Annotated in this window: 10 protein-coding genes and 1 riboswitch; of the genes, 3 read left to right on the top strand and 7 right to left on the bottom strand. The window is 68.4% G+C overall.

The window, feature by feature from the left end; translation table 11 throughout:
* The first annotated feature begins 38 nt into the window (after positions 1–38).
* The 3 genes from PI990_RS20225 (at position 39) to PI990_RS20215 (ending at position 4899) form a co-directional block, all read left to right on the top strand.
* The gene (locus PI990_RS20225) at positions 39–926 is read left to right on the top strand and encodes an AEC family transporter (RefSeq protein WP_271658270.1); all 888 of its coding nucleotides are present in this window, start codon (positions 39–41) and stop codon (positions 924–926) included.
* Positions 927–1472: 546 nt separating this feature from the next.
* Complete coding sequence (locus PI990_RS20220) at positions 1473–2678, top strand: acetyl-CoA C-acetyltransferase (RefSeq protein WP_271658269.1); 1206 nt, start codon at positions 1473–1475, stop codon at positions 2676–2678.
* 76 nt (positions 2679–2754) lie between these two features.
* Positions 2755–4899 (top strand): 3-hydroxyacyl-CoA dehydrogenase NAD-binding domain-containing protein, encoded by a 2145-nt coding sequence (locus tag PI990_RS20215; protein ID WP_271658268.1) that lies wholly within the window; start codon positions 2755–2757, stop codon positions 4897–4899.
* A gap of 57 nt (positions 4900–4956) precedes the next feature.
* On the opposite strand, the gene PI990_RS20210 is transcribed toward PI990_RS20215, so the two are convergent.
* The 7 genes from PI990_RS20210 to PI990_RS20180 all read right to left on the bottom strand — a co-directional run bounded on the left by PI990_RS20210 (position 4957) and on the right by PI990_RS20180 (position 14941).
* Complete coding sequence (locus PI990_RS20210; RefSeq protein ID WP_442969288.1) at positions 4957–7218, bottom strand: ATP-dependent DNA helicase; 2262 nt, start codon at positions 7216–7218, stop codon at positions 4957–4959.
* The gene (locus PI990_RS20205) at positions 7215–8870 is read right to left on the bottom strand and encodes a VRR-NUC domain-containing protein (protein ID WP_271658266.1); all 1656 of its coding nucleotides are present in this window, start codon (positions 8868–8870) and stop codon (positions 7215–7217) included. Before PI990_RS20205 ends, PI990_RS20210 begins: the two co-directional genes overlap by 4 nt.
* Positions 8871–8977: 107 nt before the next feature.
* On the bottom strand, positions 8978–9940 hold the full coding sequence (locus PI990_RS20200) for a hypothetical protein (RefSeq protein ID WP_021217214.1): 963 nt from the start codon (positions 9938–9940) through the stop codon (positions 8978–8980).
* 84 nt (positions 9941–10024) lie between these two features.
* Entirely contained in the window at positions 10025–11047 is a 1023-nt protein-coding gene (locus PI990_RS20195) for a FecCD family ABC transporter permease (protein WP_271658265.1), read from the bottom strand.
* A complete protein-coding gene (locus tag PI990_RS20190; RefSeq protein ID WP_271658264.1) occupies positions 11044–12009 on the bottom strand; it encodes an ABC transporter substrate-binding protein in 966 nt (321 codons plus the stop codon). The genes PI990_RS20195 and PI990_RS20190 overlap by 4 nt, the downstream gene beginning before the upstream one ends.
* On the bottom strand, positions 12006–12779 hold the full coding sequence (locus PI990_RS20185; protein WP_271658263.1) for an ABC transporter ATP-binding protein: 774 nt from the start codon (positions 12777–12779) through the stop codon (positions 12006–12008). The genes PI990_RS20190 and PI990_RS20185 overlap by 4 nt, the downstream gene beginning before the upstream one ends.
* Positions 12780–12802: 23 nt before the next feature.
* Entirely contained in the window at positions 12803–14941 is a 2139-nt protein-coding gene (locus PI990_RS20180; protein ID WP_271658262.1) for a TonB-dependent receptor, read from the bottom strand.
* A gap of 107 nt (positions 14942–15048) precedes the next feature.
* A riboswitch (cobalamin riboswitch) is annotated at positions 15049–15251 on the bottom strand.
* Positions 15252–15410: the final 159 nt, after the last annotated feature.

Genomic DNA, 15410 nt, shown 5'->3' with positions numbered 1-15410 from the left:
TCCGTCATTCCACGCCCCTCCGGGCTAAGGAGCGGGCCATGCTGGCCGCGCTGTTCGCCGTCATGGCGCCGATCCTCATCACTGCTGGCATCGGCTATGCCTGGGCACGCTCCGGGCAGAGTTACCCAACAGACTTTATCGCTCGTCTGGTTCTTAACGTCGGCACGCCGAGCCTGGTGCTTTCCACCCTCAGCCAGGCGGAAATCGACAAGCACGCCTTCGGCCAGATCGCGCTCGCCTGCCTGCTCACCACCTTGGTGATGGGCGTGATCGGCCTGGGCCTGAGCCGGGCCATGAAACAGGACTGGCGCGTGCTGGTGCCGGCCTTCCTGTTCCCCAATTCCGGGAACATGGGCCTGCCGGTGGCGCTCTACGCGTTCGGCGAGCCGGGCCTGGCCCTGGCGGTGGGCTTCTTCCTGGCCCTGGCGGTGGTGCAGTTCAGCCTGGGGCTGCTGCTCTCGGGCAGCGAGCGTTCGGTGAAGAAGCTGTTCATCAACCCCATCGTCATCAGCCTGGCCCTGGCCATTCCGCTGATCCTCTTCGACCTGACACTGCCGCGCTGGCTGGCCAACACCATCGAGCTGCTGGGCGGCATGACCATCCCGCTGATGCTGCTGACCCTGGGCGTGTCCCTCGCCAGCATCCGCGTCGGCCACCTGGGCAGCGGCCTGCTGCAGGGGGCGTTGCGCATCCTCTTCGGTGCGGGCGTGGGCTGGGGAGTGGGCCTGGCACTGCAGCTGGAGCCGCTGACCCTGGGCGTGCTGGTGATGCAATCGGCGATGCCGGTGGCGGTGTTCAACTACCTGCTGGCGGTGCGCGCCGGGCGTTCGCCGGAGCAGGTGGCGAGCCTGGTGATGTGTTCGACGCTGTTGTCGTTCGTGACCATTCCGCTGTTGCTGGCCTGGTGGCTACCTGCGCTGCGTTGACCGCAGGGCGCGGTGCGCAGCACAGGACGATGCCCGCGTTGTCAGCTGACCAGTCGGGTCAGGTTGGGGAGGATGAGGATGACGGTGGTGGCGAATACGATGAGGCTCGCTTGCCGCATTTTCGGCTGTTTGAACATAGCCTTGTGCCTTTGTTTTTGTTGGAGGCGCCATGCGTCGGGCGTGAACGGCCTGCCGGTCGGCGTGGCCGCCTCCTTGGCGGTGGGTGGAAAAAGCCGCCCCGGCAAAACCCGGCAGCGACCTCTGACAACCTCAACTCTAGGGGCCGGTTCCCCGGCCCTTTAGAACGCTTGGGATCAACAGCCCGCTGCTTAGAACGCCGTTCGCGGGTCGACCCGGGCCTGTGGATGGCAACCCTTGAGCCAGACACATCGCGTTGACCTGGGAGTCAGGTGACCGTTCGTCTGAGCGCAGAAGTCAATGGCGCTGAGCAGTTCGGTCATTGAGTGCGGCCCGCGTGCCGCTAAGGTAAGCCCACAGCGGTCGGCCCCTGGCTGGCCCCTCTGCCTAACGACAAGAGAGAACCCCATGACCGAAGCATATATCTACGACGCGGTGCGCACGCCCCGCGGCAAGGGCAAGAAGGACGGCGCGCTGCACAGCGTCAAGCCGGTCAACCTGATCGCCGGCCTGCTCAAGGCCCTGGAGGCGCGCAACAAGCTGGATACCAGCCAGGTCGACGATATCGTGCTCGGTTGCGTGACCCCGGTGGGCGACCAGGGCGCCGACATCGCCAAGACCGCCGCGCTGGTGGCCGACTGGGACGAGACCGTTTCCGGCCAGCAGATCAACCGCTTCTGCGCCTCGGGCCTGGAAGCCATCAACCTCGCCGCGATGAAGGTGCGCTCCGGCTTCGAAGACCTGGTGGTGGCCGGTGGCGTGGAATCCATGTCGCGCATCCCCATGGGCTCCGACGGCGGCGCCTGGGCCATGGACCCGGAAACCAACCTGCACACCCACTTCGTGCCCCAGGGCATCGGTGCCGACCTGATCGCCACCCTCGAAGGCTTCAGCCGCCAGGACGTCGACGCCTTCGCCCTGCGCTCCCAGCAGAAGGCCGCCCGCGCCAGCGCCGACGGCTCGTTCAAGAAATCCCTGGTGCCGGTCACTGACCAGAACGGCATCGTGCTGCTGGACCATGACGAATTCATCCGTGGCGAATCCACCCTCGAAGGCCTCGGCGCGCTGAAGCCGAGCTTCGAGATGATGGGGCAGATGGGCTTCGACGCCACCGCCCTGCGCAAGTACAGCCATGTCGAGCGCATCGAGCACGTGCACACCCCGGGCAACAGCTCCGGCATCGTCGACGGCGCCGCCGCCATGCTCATCGGCTCCGCTGCCAAGGGCAAGGAGCTGGGCCTCAAGCCCCGCGCGCGCATCGTCGCCACCGCGGTGACCAGTACCGACCCGACCATCATGCTCACCGGCCCGGCGCCGGCCACCCGCAAGGCCCTCGCCAAGGCCGGCCTGGCGGTGGGCGACATCGACCTGTTCGAAGTCAACGAAGCCTTCGCCTCGGTGGTGATGAAGTTCATGAAGGACATGGGCGTGCCGGAGGAGAAGGTCAACGTCAACGGCGGCTCCATCGCCATGGGCCACCCCCTGGGCGCCACCGGTTGCGCCATCCTCGGCACCCTGCTCGACGAGCTGGAGAAGCGCCAGCTGCGCTATGGCCTCGCCACCCTCTGCGTCGGCGGCGGTATGGGTATTGCCACAATCATTGAGCGCATCTGAAGGAGCTATCAGGGGCTGATGCCGCGTAGCTCGCGACGTCCCTGATGCGCTCCCCGAACATTGGGATTGAAAAAAAATGACTGACGCCATCCGTTACGAAAAAGGCCAGGACAATATCGTTGTCCTGACCATCGACATGCCCGGCCAGAGCGCCAACACCATGAACGCGGTGTACCGCGAGGCCATGGGCGCCACCGTGGACCGCCTGGAGGCCGAGAAGGATTCCATCGCCGGGGTCATCGTCACCTCCGCCAAGAAGACCTTCTTCGCCGGCGGCGACCTCAACGAGCTGATCAAGGTCACCAAGGCCGATGCCAACGGCTTCTACCAGATGATCCTCAAGATCAAGGGCCAGCTGCGCCGCCTGGAAAGCCTCGGCAAGCCCGTGGTCGCCGCCATCAACGGCGCGGCCCTGGGCGGCGGCTGGGAAATCTGCCTGGCCTGCCACCACCGCATCGCCGTGGACGAAAGCCACGTCCAGCTCGGCCTGCCGGAAGTCACCCTGGGCCTGCTCCCCGGTGGCGGCGGCGTGGTGCGCATGGTGCGCCTGCTGGGTATCGAGAAGGCGCTGCCGTACCTCGCCGAAGGCAAGAAGGTGCGCCCGGACCAGGCCCTCAAGGCCGGCCTGATCCACGACATCGCCAAGGACCGCGACGAGCTGCTGGCCAAGGCCCGTGCCTTCATCGCCGCCAACCCCAGCGCCGTTCAGCCCTGGGACGTGAAGGGCTACAAGATCCCCGGCGGCACCCCGTCGACCCCCGCCGTGGCCCAGATGCTGGCCATCGCCCCGAGCGTGCTGCGCGACAAGACCAAGGGCTGCTTCCCGGCGCCGGAGAAGATCATGTGCGCCGCCGTCGAAGGCGCCCAGGTGGACTTCGACACCGCCCAACTGATCGAGGCGCGCTACTTCACCGAGCTGACCACCGGCCAGGTGGCGAAGAACATGATCGGCACCTTCTGGTTCCAGCTGAACGAGATCAACGCCGGCAGCTCCCGTCCCAAGGGGCCGGCCCGCTATGAAACCAGGAAAGTGGGCGTGCTCGGCGCCGGCATGATGGGCGCGGGCATTGCCTACGTCTCCGCCGCCGCCGGCATCGAGGTGGTGCTCAAGGACGTGTCCATCGAGGCCGCCGAGAAGGGCAAGGCGTACTCCGCCGGCCTGCTGGACAAGAAGGTCTCCCGTGGCCATATGAGCGCCGAGAAGCGCGACGCCTTCCTCGCCCGCATCAAGCCGACCGTGGATGACGCCGACTTCGAAGGCTGCGACCTGATCATCGAAGCCGTGTTCGAAAACCGCGAACTCAAGGGCAAGGTCACCGCTGCCGCGGAAACCCATGCGCTGGCCGATGCGGTGATCGCCTCCAACACCTCCACGTTGCCGATCACCGGCCTGGCCGCTGCCGTGGCCAAGCCGGAGAAGTTCATCGGCCTGCACTTCTTCAGCCCGGTCGACAAGATGCCCCTGGTGGAAATCATCCGTGGCGAGAAGACCACGGACGAGACCCTGGCCCGTGGCTTCGACTACGTGCTGCAGATCAAGAAGACCCCGATCGTGGTCAACGACAGCCGTGGCTTCTTCACCTCGCGGGTGTTCGGCACCTTCACCAACGAAGGCATCGCCATGCTCGGCGAAGGCGTATCGGCGGCGATGATCGAGAACGAGACCCGCCAGGCCGGCATGCCCGTGGGCCCGCTGGCGATCTCCGACGAGGTCTCCATGAGCTTGATGACCCACATCCGCAACCAGACCGCCGCCGACCTCAAGGCCGAGGGCAAGGCGCTGCCGCAGCACCCGGCCTTCGCCGTGATCGACCTGATGGTCAACGAGTACAAGCGCCCCGGCAAAGCCGCCGGCGGTGGCTTCTACGAGTACCCGGCCAGTGGCAAGAAGCGCCTGTGGCCGGAGCTGAAAGCGCGCTTCGAGAAGGCCGACAAGCAGATCCCGGCGGAAGACGTGCGTGACCGCATCCTCTTCATCCAGGCCATCGAAACCGTGCGCTGCGTGGAGGAGGGCGTGCTGCACTCCACCGCAGACGCCAACATCGGTTCGATCTTCGGCATCGGCTTCGCCGCCTGGAGCGGTGGCGCCCTGCAGTTCATCAACCAGTACGGCGTGCAGGATTTCGTCGCCCGCGCCAACTACCTGGCCGAGCAGTACGGCGAACGCTTCGAACCGCCGGCCCTGCTGCTGGAGAAGGCCGCCAAGGGAGAGGGTTTCTGATTCCCTGATGGCGTAAACACAAAGCCGGCCCCTGGGCCGGCTTTGTCGTTCCTGGGCTCAGCCCGGCTCCACCTGCCACCAGGTGGGCAGCAGGCGGCGGATCTCGGGTTGGGCGAAGCGCTCGTCCATCAGGTGCACCACGCCCCGGTCGCCCTGGGTGCGGATCACCCGGCCGGCGGCCTGCACCACCTTCTGCAGGCCGGGGTAGAGGTAGGTGTAGTCGTAACCGGCCTGGAAGATCGCGCCCATGCGCTGCTTCAGCTGCTCGTTCACCGGGTTGACCTGGGGCAGGCCGAGGGTGGCGATGAAGGCGCCGATCAGGCGTTCGCCCGGCAGGTCGATGCCTTCGCCGAACGCTCCGCCAAGCACCGCGAAGCCGATGCCGCGCCCGCCCTCGGCGAAGCGTTCGAGAAAGGCCGTGCGCGCGCCCTCGTCCATGCTCCGCGACTGGCTCCAGGCGTGAATGAAGGGGTGGCGCTCGGCGAACAGCGCGGCCACCTGCTCCAGGTACTGGTAGCTGCTGAAGAAGGCCAGGTAGTTGCCCGGGCGCTCGTGGTACTGGTCGGCCATCAGCTCGACGATGGGCGCCAGCGACTGCGCCCGGTGCTGGTAGCGGGTGGACAGGCGCCGCGCCACGCGGACCTGCAATTGCTCGGCGGCGAAGGGCGACTGCACCTCCAGCCAGGGCGTGTTGGCCGGTACCCCCAGCAGGTCGGCGTAGTAGCGACGCGGGTTGAGGGTGGCGGAGAACAGCACCGTGGAACGGCTGCCGGCCAGGCGCGGGCCGAGGAAGGGCGCCGGCACCAGGTTGCGCAGGCACAGGGTGGAGCGGCTGCTCTTGCCCGCCTGGTATTTGCTCAGGTCGAACAGCGAATGGTGGTCGAACAGCTCGGCCATGCGGCCGAAATGCATGGCGTCGAAATAGAACGCCATCAGCTCGGGGTCCAGCGGTGCGCCGGGCTGTTCGGCGAGGTGGTCGGTGATGGCGGTGACTGCGCTCTGCAGGGCGCCGAGCAGCTTCTGCGGCGGCTCGTCGTAGGCCTGGTAATCCGCCACCTGGGCCTTGTTCAGCTCGCTCCAGCTGCGCTGCACCCGCTCCAAGGGCTTCTTCAGCGGTGCCGGCACGCTCTTGCACAGGGCCTTCAGCGCGCCCTGGCGCAGCTCGGCGGAGTACATGGCGCGGGCTCGCTCCACCAGGTTGTGGGCTTCGTCCACCAGCACGCCGACGCGCCACTGGTTGGCCTGGGTGAGGCCGAAGAGCAGGGCGCCGAGGTCGAAGTAGTAGTTGTAGTCGCCCACCACCAGGTCGCTCCAGCGCGCCATCTCCTGGCCCAGGTAGTAGGGGCAGACGTCATGGGCCAGGGCCACCTCACGCAGGGCCGCGCGATCCAGCCAGCGACGCTCGGCGGCGGCCGCGCGGGCGGCTGGCAGACGGTCGTAGAAGCCCCGCGCCAGCGGGCAGGCCTCGCCGTGGCAGGCGCTGCCGGGGTGCTCGCAGGCCTTGTCGCGGGCGGTGAGCTCCAGCACCCGCAGGGGCAGTTCATCGACGCTGTCGCGCAGGGTCGCCAGGCTGTGCAGGGCCAGCTGGCGCCCCGGTGTCTTGGCGGCGAGGAAGAAGATGCGCTCCAGGCGCTCGCCGCCCAGGGCCTTGAGCTGGGGGAACAGGGTGGCCAGGGTCTTGCCGATGCCGGTGGGTGCCTGGGCCAGCAGGCAGCAACCGGTGCTGGCGGCCTTGTACACCGCCTCGGCCAGTTCCCGCTGGCCGCTGCGGAACGCCGCGTGGGGGAAGCGCAACGCCTGCAGTGCCGTGTTGCGCACGCCCTGGTGGGCCAGCTCCTGCTCGGCCCAGGCGATGAAGGCCAGGCACTGGGCTTCGAAGAAGGCGCGCAGCTCGGCGGCGCTGGCGCGCTCGGTGAACAGGGTTTCCTTCTGGCTGGCGACATCGAAATACACCAGGGCCAGTTCCACCTCGTCCAGGCCACGTTCCTGGCACAGCAGCCAGCCGTAGACGCGCACCTGGGCCCAATGCAGCTGGCGGTGGTTGGCCGGCTGGCGGGCCAGGTCGCCGCGGTGGGTCTTCACCTCTTCCAGGCGGTTGCGCGCGGGGTCGTAGCCATCGGCGCGGCCGCGCACCTTGAGGTTTCGGAACTCGCCGGCCAGGGCCACTTCGCTCTGGTAGCCCTCGCCACGGCGCGCGGCCACCAGGGCGTGGCCGGCCATGCCTTCGAGGGCGGTGGGGGCGGGGGTGAAGCGCAGGTCCAGGTCGCCACACTTGGCGGTGAATTCGCAGAGCGCGCGCACCGCCACCTGGTAGCTCACGCCAGGGCGGCCTCGGTTTCGGCCCATTGCACGTAGCAGACGGTGACCGGCATCTGGTGCTCGGCGCAGAAGTCCAGCCAGCGCAGCTGGTTGTCCTGCAGGCGGTCGCCGGGGCCCTTCACCTCGATCATCTGGTAGCGCCGCTCCCCGGGCCAGAAGCGGATCAGGTCCGGCAGCCCGGCGCGGTTGGTCTTGATATCCAGCAGCAGGCGCTGGAACCACAGCTTCAGGTGCGCGGCGGGCAGGCACAGCAGGGCCTGTTCCAGCAGGTTTTCATCGAGCACACCCCAGTAGACGAAGGGCGACTGCAGGCCGTACTTGGCCGCGTGGTTGCGGCGGATGGTGGCCTGCCAGGCGTCGCCATCCAGCTGCGCCAGGCAGGCGGCGAAGGCCTCGGCGCGGCGGGCGTGGAAGTCCGCCGCCAGCAGGTCCGCCGGTGCGGCGTGGAAGGGGTGGAAGAAGGCGCCCGGCAGCGGCAGGAAGATCGCCTCCCAGCACAGCAGGCCGAACAGCGAGTTGATCAGGGTGTTCTCGACGTAATGCACCGGGCCCGGCTCGTCCGCCAGGTGCCGGGCGACGCTGTGCTCCACCGAAACGAAGTCCTCGCCCCGGGGCAGCTGCAGGTCCAGCCGCAGCACCGGCGCCGGCTTGCGGGCCGCCGCCTTGGGCAGGCCCAGCTTGCGCTGCAGGCGCGGCAGGATGCGCGCCAGGTGCTGGCGCTCTTCCTCGCTGTGGAGGCCGGCGGCCAGGTCCAGGGCGAGGCGGTGGGCCTCGTCGAATTCGGCGGTCTTCTCCAGCACGCGGATACGGCGGATGCGCGCACCGGGGTAGCTGCACCCGGCGTAGATCTCCAGGGCCAGCGCCCATTCGCCCAGGCGTTCGCAGTGCTGGCCGAGCTGGAACAACAGGCGCGCGCGGCGGCTCTGCAGCCAGGGGTTGTCGTGGGCCGGGGGGATGTCGGCGAGCACGTCGACGGGGGCTTCGCCGGCTTCGAAGCGTTCGCGGCACTGGTAGAGGTGCAGGTAGAAATCGATATCGGCGCGCTGGCGGAAGCCCCGGGAGGCGGCGTCCAGCTCGATCTTTTCGTACTGGTAGATGCCCAGGTCGGCGAGGACGAACTCGGACCAGTCCTGGGCCAGGTTGCCGAAGAACATCAGCCGCAGGCGGTCGCACAGGGCCATGAGCTGCAGGGCATAGATGCGCTCGTCCAGCGTCGGGTACCAGGCCTCCAGGGGCTGCGCCTCGGGGTATAGGGGTTGCAGCAGGGCGAGTTGGTCGGCCTTGCGTAGGGTCGCGCGGCCCAGTTGCGTGCCGAAGCAGGCGGCGATCTCCGGCTTGCGCAGCAGGGCGAAGAGCTGCGCGAGCTCCAGACTGGGCGCCGCATCCACCCAGCCCTGTGCCACCAGCGGCAGCATGGCGTCGCGGGTGGGGCCGATCTCGGCGTACTCCAGCTTGCTCTCGCGGAATAGCGTGCCCTTGCGCATCACCATGCGCACCAGCAGCGCCCGGGACGCCTTGGGCAGGCCGGCGAAGGCGACGATGAAGCCGCGTTCCTCGTCGTCCAGCAGGTCGTCATAGCGGGCGCCGATCCAGTCGAGCACGGCCTGGAAGTTGTTCAGGTAGTAGAAGGGATCGTCGAGGGCGCTGGGCATGGCGGAACGGCTTGGGTAAATGGCTGGCTATTTATACAGCTATCGACCCCTGCCGCCCAAGGGAATTTCGATCAGTGGGATGGCATCGGGCGCCACCCCACTTGGCTTCAGTAGAAGGCCACGGCTTTCAGCCGGTCCATCGAGTCGCCGAAGTGGTAGCTGAACGGACGACCCAGGGCGCCGGCCAGATGTTCACATTTCGATGCCAGGTCCATGTGGGTGTTGACGCCGACCTTGGCGTTCTCGTGCTCGACGCCCCCGACGGGGCCGATGACGAACTCGAACTGGTTCAGTTCGCGCTTGTTGCGAAGGGGAGTCGATCGGTCGGTCACGGCAGAGGTGACCAGGATCGTCTCCTGGCTCACCAGGGCCTCCATGGCCGGGTCTGCGAAGCGAATCTCCACCGGGATCTCGTCGTAGGAGTAAGGGGTGGAAAGGTTCAGCAGCATCATGTGGCGATAGGGGCTCCCTTCCTGCTCCGGTGCTTTCAAACCGATGAAGGGCAGGGCGGGGTCGAAGTGCGCCGTCACATTGCAAACCGCCTCGCTCTGCATGCTCTGCGAGCCCTTGAGGGCCATGCCGACCAGGTCGGTCAGGCCGTAGGCCACGCTCAGGGATACGTGGTCGAGGCTGAAGTGAGCGTCGTACTCGCGAGGCAATTCGAGTGCCTCGGCGCGAGCTTTGGCTTCGGTGGGATCCATGGCGTCGGGGTGAATGGCCAGGTGCATGTCCAGCGAGGCGTTGCGGCCCTCGACGATGGCCTCGAGGGCGGCTTGCAGGGCCGTCTTCTGTGCCGGTTCCAGACCACCGAACAGCGGCTCGCTGAGCACCAGTTCCTGACTCAGGCTGCCGGCGACCCGAAAGGTGACCTTCTCCGGATCGATGCCCTGTGCATGAATCAACGCTGACAATTGTTCGTGGTAGATCGGCAGGAGTTCGTCACCGAAAGTGGTATCGAGTACCGAGCGCTCGAAGGTGAGCGTGGCGAAATCACTGTCGCATCCACCGAGCAGGAGCGCGGCGGCAAGCAGTGACAGGGAGCGGGTGGTTCGGGGTGTGCTGGAGGTCATCGTGCGTCCTTGTTGATGGGCGGCGGTATTTCACCACAGGCCCTGCCCTGCGTGCATCGCTACGTCCCGTCCTGCTGCCGGCGGTCAACGCCGACGCAGCAGGCCAATGAAGAACAGCCCGCCGATGGCTGCGGTGGCGATGCCGATGGGCAGGTCCTCGGGGGCGACCAGGGTGCGGGCGGCGACGTCGACCCAGACCAGGAACAGCGCGCCGAGCAGGGCGGCGACCGGCAGCAGGCGGCGGTGCTCGGCGCCCACCAGGCGCCGGGCCAGGTGCGGCAGCATCAGGCCGACGAAGCCGATGGCGCCGCTGAGGGCCACCAGCACCCCGGTGAGCAGCGAGGCGCAGACGAACACCTGCAGGCGCACCCGCCGGGCGCTGAAGCCCAGGCTGACGGCGGTCTGCTCGCCGGCCATCAGGGCGTTGAGCCCGCGGGCCTGGGCGAGCAGCACGAGCAGCCCCAGGGCCAGGCAAAGCGCCGGCGGCCAGAGCAGCTCCCAGCGCGCGGCGCCGAGGCCGCCGAGCATCCAGAACACCACCGAGCTGGCGGCATGGTGGTCGCCGAGGAACAGCAGCAGGTTGACCAGCGCCATGCACAGGAAGGACACGGCGACGCCCGCCAGCAGCAGGCGGTCGCTCTCCAGGCGGCCGTGGCGGCTGGCGATGGCCAGCACCAGCAGGGTGCTGCCCAGGGCGCCGACGAAGGCGGCCAGGGGCAGGCTGAGCACGCCGATGAATTCGCCCAGGTAGAGCAGCACCAGCACCGCGCCCAGGGCCGCGCCGGAGCTGACCCCGAGCAGGTGCGGGTCGGCCAGCGGGTTGCGCGTGGCCGCCTGCAATGCGCCGCCCACCAGGGCCAGGCCGGCGCCCACCAGCGCACCGAGCAGTACCCGGGGCGCGCGGATCAGCCAGACGATGTGTTCCTGGCCACGGCTCCAGTCGCCCGCAGTGCTCACGCCCAGGCGCTCGGCGAGGATGCCCCAGACGTGGGCCTGGGGCACCGCGGCCGGGCCGAAGCCCAGGGCGGCGATGCAGGAGAGCACCAGCGCCACGGCCAGGCCGAGCAGCAGCAGGCGGTAGGCGCCGGGCGAGCGCACCGGGCTCATGGCGCCTTACCGGCGAAGCGTTCGGGGTGCAGGCCGGCGGCCAGGGTCTCGATGGCTTCGATGTTCTCCACCGAGGGGGTGACGGCGAGGTAGGGCAGGACCAGGAAGCGCTGCTCGCGGATCGCCTCGACCGATTGCAGGGCCGGGTGGGCCAGGAGGAAGTCGCGCTTCTGCTGCCAGCTGCGTTCGCCGTAGTCGACGATGAGGATCACCTGCGGGTCGCGCTCGACCACGGTTTCCCAGTTGACCTGGGTCCAGCTGGCGGCGAGGTCGTCCATCAGGTTGTGGCCGCCGGCGGCGTCGATGATCGCTTGCGGCATGCCCAGGCGGCCGGAGGTGAAGGGGCGGTCCTCGCCGCTGTCGTAGAGGAACACCCGGGGTGCCTCGCCGCCGTTCTCCAGGCGTTTGGCCACCTCGGCCTGGCGCGTGCGCAGGCCGGCGACCAGGGCGTTGGCGCGGGCCTCGACGTCGAAGATGCGGCCGAGGTTGTCGAGGTCGCGGTAGAGGTCCTCCAGGCTGGCAGCCTCGCGCGGCATCACGTGGGCGCAGGATTCGCTCAGCTCGTACACCGGGATGCCCAGGGGCGCGAGGGTGGCCGGGGTGACTTCGCCGCCCACGCGCATGCCGTAGTTCCAGCCGGCGAAGAAGAAGTCGGCGTCGACGTTGAGCAGCGTTTCGATGGAGGGGTATTTGCGCGCCAGCTCCGGCAGGTCGCCCAGGGCGGCCATCAGCCGGGCGTCGGGGGTCTTCCAGCCGCTGATGCCGCTGTAGCCGACCATGCGCGATTGCAGGCCGAGGGCGACCATCATCCCGGTGAGGTTGATGTCCTGGCTCACCGCCCGCTGCGGTGCGCGTTCGAACACCACCTGGCGGTCGCAGCTGGTGACGCTCAGCGGGTAGTCGGTGGCCTGGGCGAGGGGCGCCAGGAGCAGGGCGAGCAGGGCGATAGGCGAAGGCTTCATGGGGTGATCCAGGTGATGCGCGGGTGGTCGGCGAGGGGGTGGCGGTCCACCAGAGCGTGCACGCCGAACACCTGTTGCAGCAGCTCGGCGGTGAGCACGTCGGTGGGGGTGCCGCTGGCCACCACGCGGCCTTGGTCCAGTACGTAGAGGCGGTCGCAGAAGGCCGCCGCCAGGTTGAGGTCGTGGAAGCTGGCCAGGGTGCTCAGGCGCAGCTCGCGCAGCTGCTGCAGCAGCTCCAGCTGGTAGCGCGGGTCGAGGTGGTTGGTGGGCTCGTCGAGCAGCAGCAGGCCTGGGCACTGGGCCAGGGCGCGGGCCAGCAGCACGCGCTGCTTCTCGCCGCCGGAGAGGCGGGCGAAGGCCTGCTCGCGAAGCCCGGCCATGCCCACCGCCGCGAGGGCTTCGTCGACGATGCGCGCGTCCTCGGCATCGTCGCCGTCGAACAGGCCCTTGTGCGGCGAGCGGCCCATGGCGACCACCTCGGCCACGGCCAGGCCGAAGTCCTGGGGGAACTCCTGCAGCACCACGGCGATGCGTTGCGCGCTCCAGCGCGGGCTGCGTCGCCAGAGGTCGTCGCCGTCCAGGGCCACCCAGCCGGAGGCCGGGCGCTCGGCGCGGTAGGCGCAGCGCAGCAGGCTGGTCTTGCCGCTGCCATTGGGGCCGATGAGGCCGACGAACTCGCCCGCGCGCACCTGCAGGTCGATGCCCTGCAGGAGCCAGCGCGGGCGGCCGTCGGGTGCCCAGGCGAGGTCGCTGATGTTCAGTGATGGCATGCCGGGCACTCCCTTTCGCCGGATCAGAAGCTGTAGTCGGCGGTGACGAAGAACGACCGCGGCTGGCCCAGCAGCCATTGCTGGCCACCGTTCTGCTGGGTGACGGCGTAGCGGCGGTCCAGCAGGTTGTTCAGCTCCAGGCCCAGGCGCGTGTCGGGCAGCACCTGCCAGCCGAGGTTGGCGTCGAGCACGGTGTAGCCCGGCACCTTCACGGTGTTGGCGGCGTCGGCATAGCGGGCATCGACGTAGCGCGCGCCGATGCCGGCGTCCAGGTCACGGCCCAGCTGCTTGCTCAGCCACAGGTTGGCGGTGCGTCGCGGCACGTCGGTGGGGCTGTTGCCGGAACGGGAGATCAGCTGGCCACCGGCGGACTCGTTGAAGTCGTCGTACTCGGCGCGCACCACGGCGGCGTTGGCCGAAACGTGCCAGCCCTGCTCCAGCGCCAGCTCCAGGGTGGCTTCCAGGCCATCGGAGGATTGCTGGCCGATCTGCTGGGTGGGCCGGGTCACCGACTCGCGGGAGAGCAGCTTCTTCTTGACGATGTGGTAGGCGGCCAGGGTCCATTCGCCGCGCCCGTCCCAGAACTGCTGCTTGAGGCCGAACTCGGTCTGCTTGGACTCGGTGAGGTCCATCTTCTGCTGGGTGGGGCTGAGGGTGATGAGGTTGCTCACCCCGTCCTCGCTGGTGGAGTACTGGCCATAGAAGGACAGCTGCGGCGTGGCGGCGAACACCAGGCCGGCGCGCCAGTTGCCGCCGGAGAGGCTGCGGTCGCTGCGGGTGTTCGCGCGCAGGTCGTTGCGGTCGATGTGGTTCTGGTCGCGGCGGATGCCGGTGACCAGGGACCAGCGCTCGTCGAACTGGGTGCGGTTCTCGGCGAACAGGGCGACGGTGCGGGTTTCGCTGCGCGAGTGCGGGCCGTAGGCCGAGGCGCTCTGGTAGTAGCCGGGCGTGGGGTTCCACGGGTCGACGTAGTTGCCGCCCACATCGATGTAGGGCGAGTTGTTCAGCAGGTTGAAGCGGATGCGGTTGAACTCGGCGCCTACCAGGGTGCGGCTGCTGAGGCCGAACAGCGAGTGGTCGAAGGTGAAGGTCTGGCGGTCGCCGATCTGCTCCTGCTCGTGCTTGATGCGCAGGTTCTCGGCGCGCTCCAGCTGGCCCAGGCCGGCGTCCCAGTTATAGGCCTCGGCGTTGCGCCAGTAGCGGCGGCTCTTGATGTGGTAGAGCTGGTTGCTGGCGCTGATGCCCTCGGCCAGGGTCCAGTCGGTGACGAGCCGGGTCCACTGGTCGTTGTAGTGCTGCTCGACGTTGTGCAGGTTGTAGTTCTTCTCCTTCAGGCTGTCGCGTAGGTAGCCGTCGATCAGCGGCGTGCCGAAGTAGTTCATCGGCGTGAGGTCGCCCTGGTCATGGGCCAGGGTGAAGGCCAGGTCGTCGCGGGCCTGCCAGCGCAGGGCGGCGCTGAGGCCGAGGTTCTTCGAGTCGCCACGGTCGATCCAGCCATGGCTGGTTTCGCGGTTGAGGTTGAGGCGGTAGCTGAGTGTGTCGGTGAGCGAGCCGCCGCTGTCCAGGGCCATCTGCTGGCGGTCGTCGGAGCCGTAGCCCAGGCGCAGGCGGTTGCGGATCTCGCCGTCGAAGGGCTTCTTCGGCACCACGTTGATCACCGCGCCGGTGGCGCCTTCGCCGTAGAGCACCGAGGCCGGGCCACGGATCACGTCGATGCGTTCCACCATCCACGGGTCGGTGGGGAAGGTGGTGGTGCCCATGCCGGTGTAGAAGCGGGTGCCGTCGTACAGCTGCATCACCGAGGCGTGGCCGGTGAAGCCCCGCGCCGAGAGGGCGGTGCCGCCATTGCCGGGGGTGCCGATGTGGGTGATGCCGGGGCTGCGGGTCACGGCGTCCTGCACGGTGGCGTTGTTGCGTGCGCGCACTTCGTCGCCGCTGATGGCGCTGGTGCTGGCCGGGGTTTCCAGGGCGGAGAGGCCCAGGCGCGAGCCGGCGGGCACGGGCGTGTCGAGGCGGATGGCGGTGTCGTCCGCCTGGCCGGTGACGGCGGTGGCGGGCAGGGCCAGGGCGCCGTCTTCGGCGTGCAGGGCGAGGGAGATGGAAAGCGCGAGCAGGCCGAGGGCGGCGCTTGCCGGAGCGTTGGAGCTGAAGGTGCGGGACATGTCGTTCCTATCACGTCAGGAATGAATGGAGCCCGGAGGGAATGCAAAGGCGTGCGCAGGCGCGAGCGCCCAAGCGAAAACCGGCCCGTGCCCGCCCACCGCGGGTTTGCCTATCGATGCTCCAGGCCGGTCTCCGGGCTTGCGAGGATCACGCCGCATTCGCCTTCCCATGCCGTGGGCACAGTGGCGTATCGAATGCAGCGCTCGCTTACCGTTGCGGGGGCAGCGCCGGACTGGTCCTGAGGACGCACCGGCTTCCCGTTTCACCCCACGCACGACGGCGTGGGACACCTGGAACGGCGCGCATATGACCATCCACACGCCCGGTCGTCAACGCCAGTGTGTTGCGGCAGATGGCGGAAAAGCCCGTTCCAGAGCCCTGTCGACCTTGCCGGAATGCCTTCTTTTTTGTCATATCAACAATGTTGATTTGAGAGTTGGCGCTCCCGTATCGTCCGTCCACGGGCTG

This window comes from Pseudomonas sp. TUM22785, assembly GCF_028198105.1.
GTDB classification, from domain to species: domain Bacteria; phylum Pseudomonadota; class Gammaproteobacteria; order Pseudomonadales; family Pseudomonadaceae; genus Metapseudomonas; species Metapseudomonas solani.
The sequence above is the reverse complement of the archived record's forward strand: the minus strand, read 5'-3'. Positions and strand labels throughout refer to the sequence as shown.

Coding starts and splice junctions, on each gene's coding strand:
- PI990_RS20225 (WP_271658270.1), top strand. CDS start 39: ATGCTGGCCGCGCTGTTCGCCGTCATGGCGCCGATCCTCATCACTGCT.
- PI990_RS20220 (WP_271658269.1), top strand. CDS start 1,473: ATGACCGAAGCATATATCTACGACGCGGTGCGCACGCCCCGCGGCAAG.
- PI990_RS20215 (WP_271658268.1), top strand. CDS start 2,755: ATGACTGACGCCATCCGTTACGAAAAAGGCCAGGACAATATCGTTGTC.
- PI990_RS20205 (WP_271658266.1), bottom strand. CDS start 8,870: ATGCCCAGCGCCCTCGACGATCCCTTCTACTACCTGAACAACTTCCAG.
- PI990_RS20200 (WP_021217214.1), bottom strand. CDS start 9,940: ATGACCTCCAGCACACCCCGAACCACCCGCTCCCTGTCACTGCTTGCC.
- PI990_RS20195 (WP_271658265.1), bottom strand. CDS start 11,047: ATGAGCCCGGTGCGCTCGCCCGGCGCCTACCGCCTGCTGCTGCTCGGC.
- PI990_RS20190 (WP_271658264.1), bottom strand. CDS start 12,009: ATGAAGCCTTCGCCTATCGCCCTGCTCGCCCTGCTCCTGGCGCCCCTC.
- PI990_RS20185 (WP_271658263.1), bottom strand. CDS start 12,779: ATGCCATCACTGAACATCAGCGACCTCGCCTGGGCACCCGACGGCCGC.
- PI990_RS20180 (WP_271658262.1), bottom strand. CDS start 14,941: ATGTCCCGCACCTTCAGCTCCAACGCTCCGGCAAGCGCCGCCCTCGGC.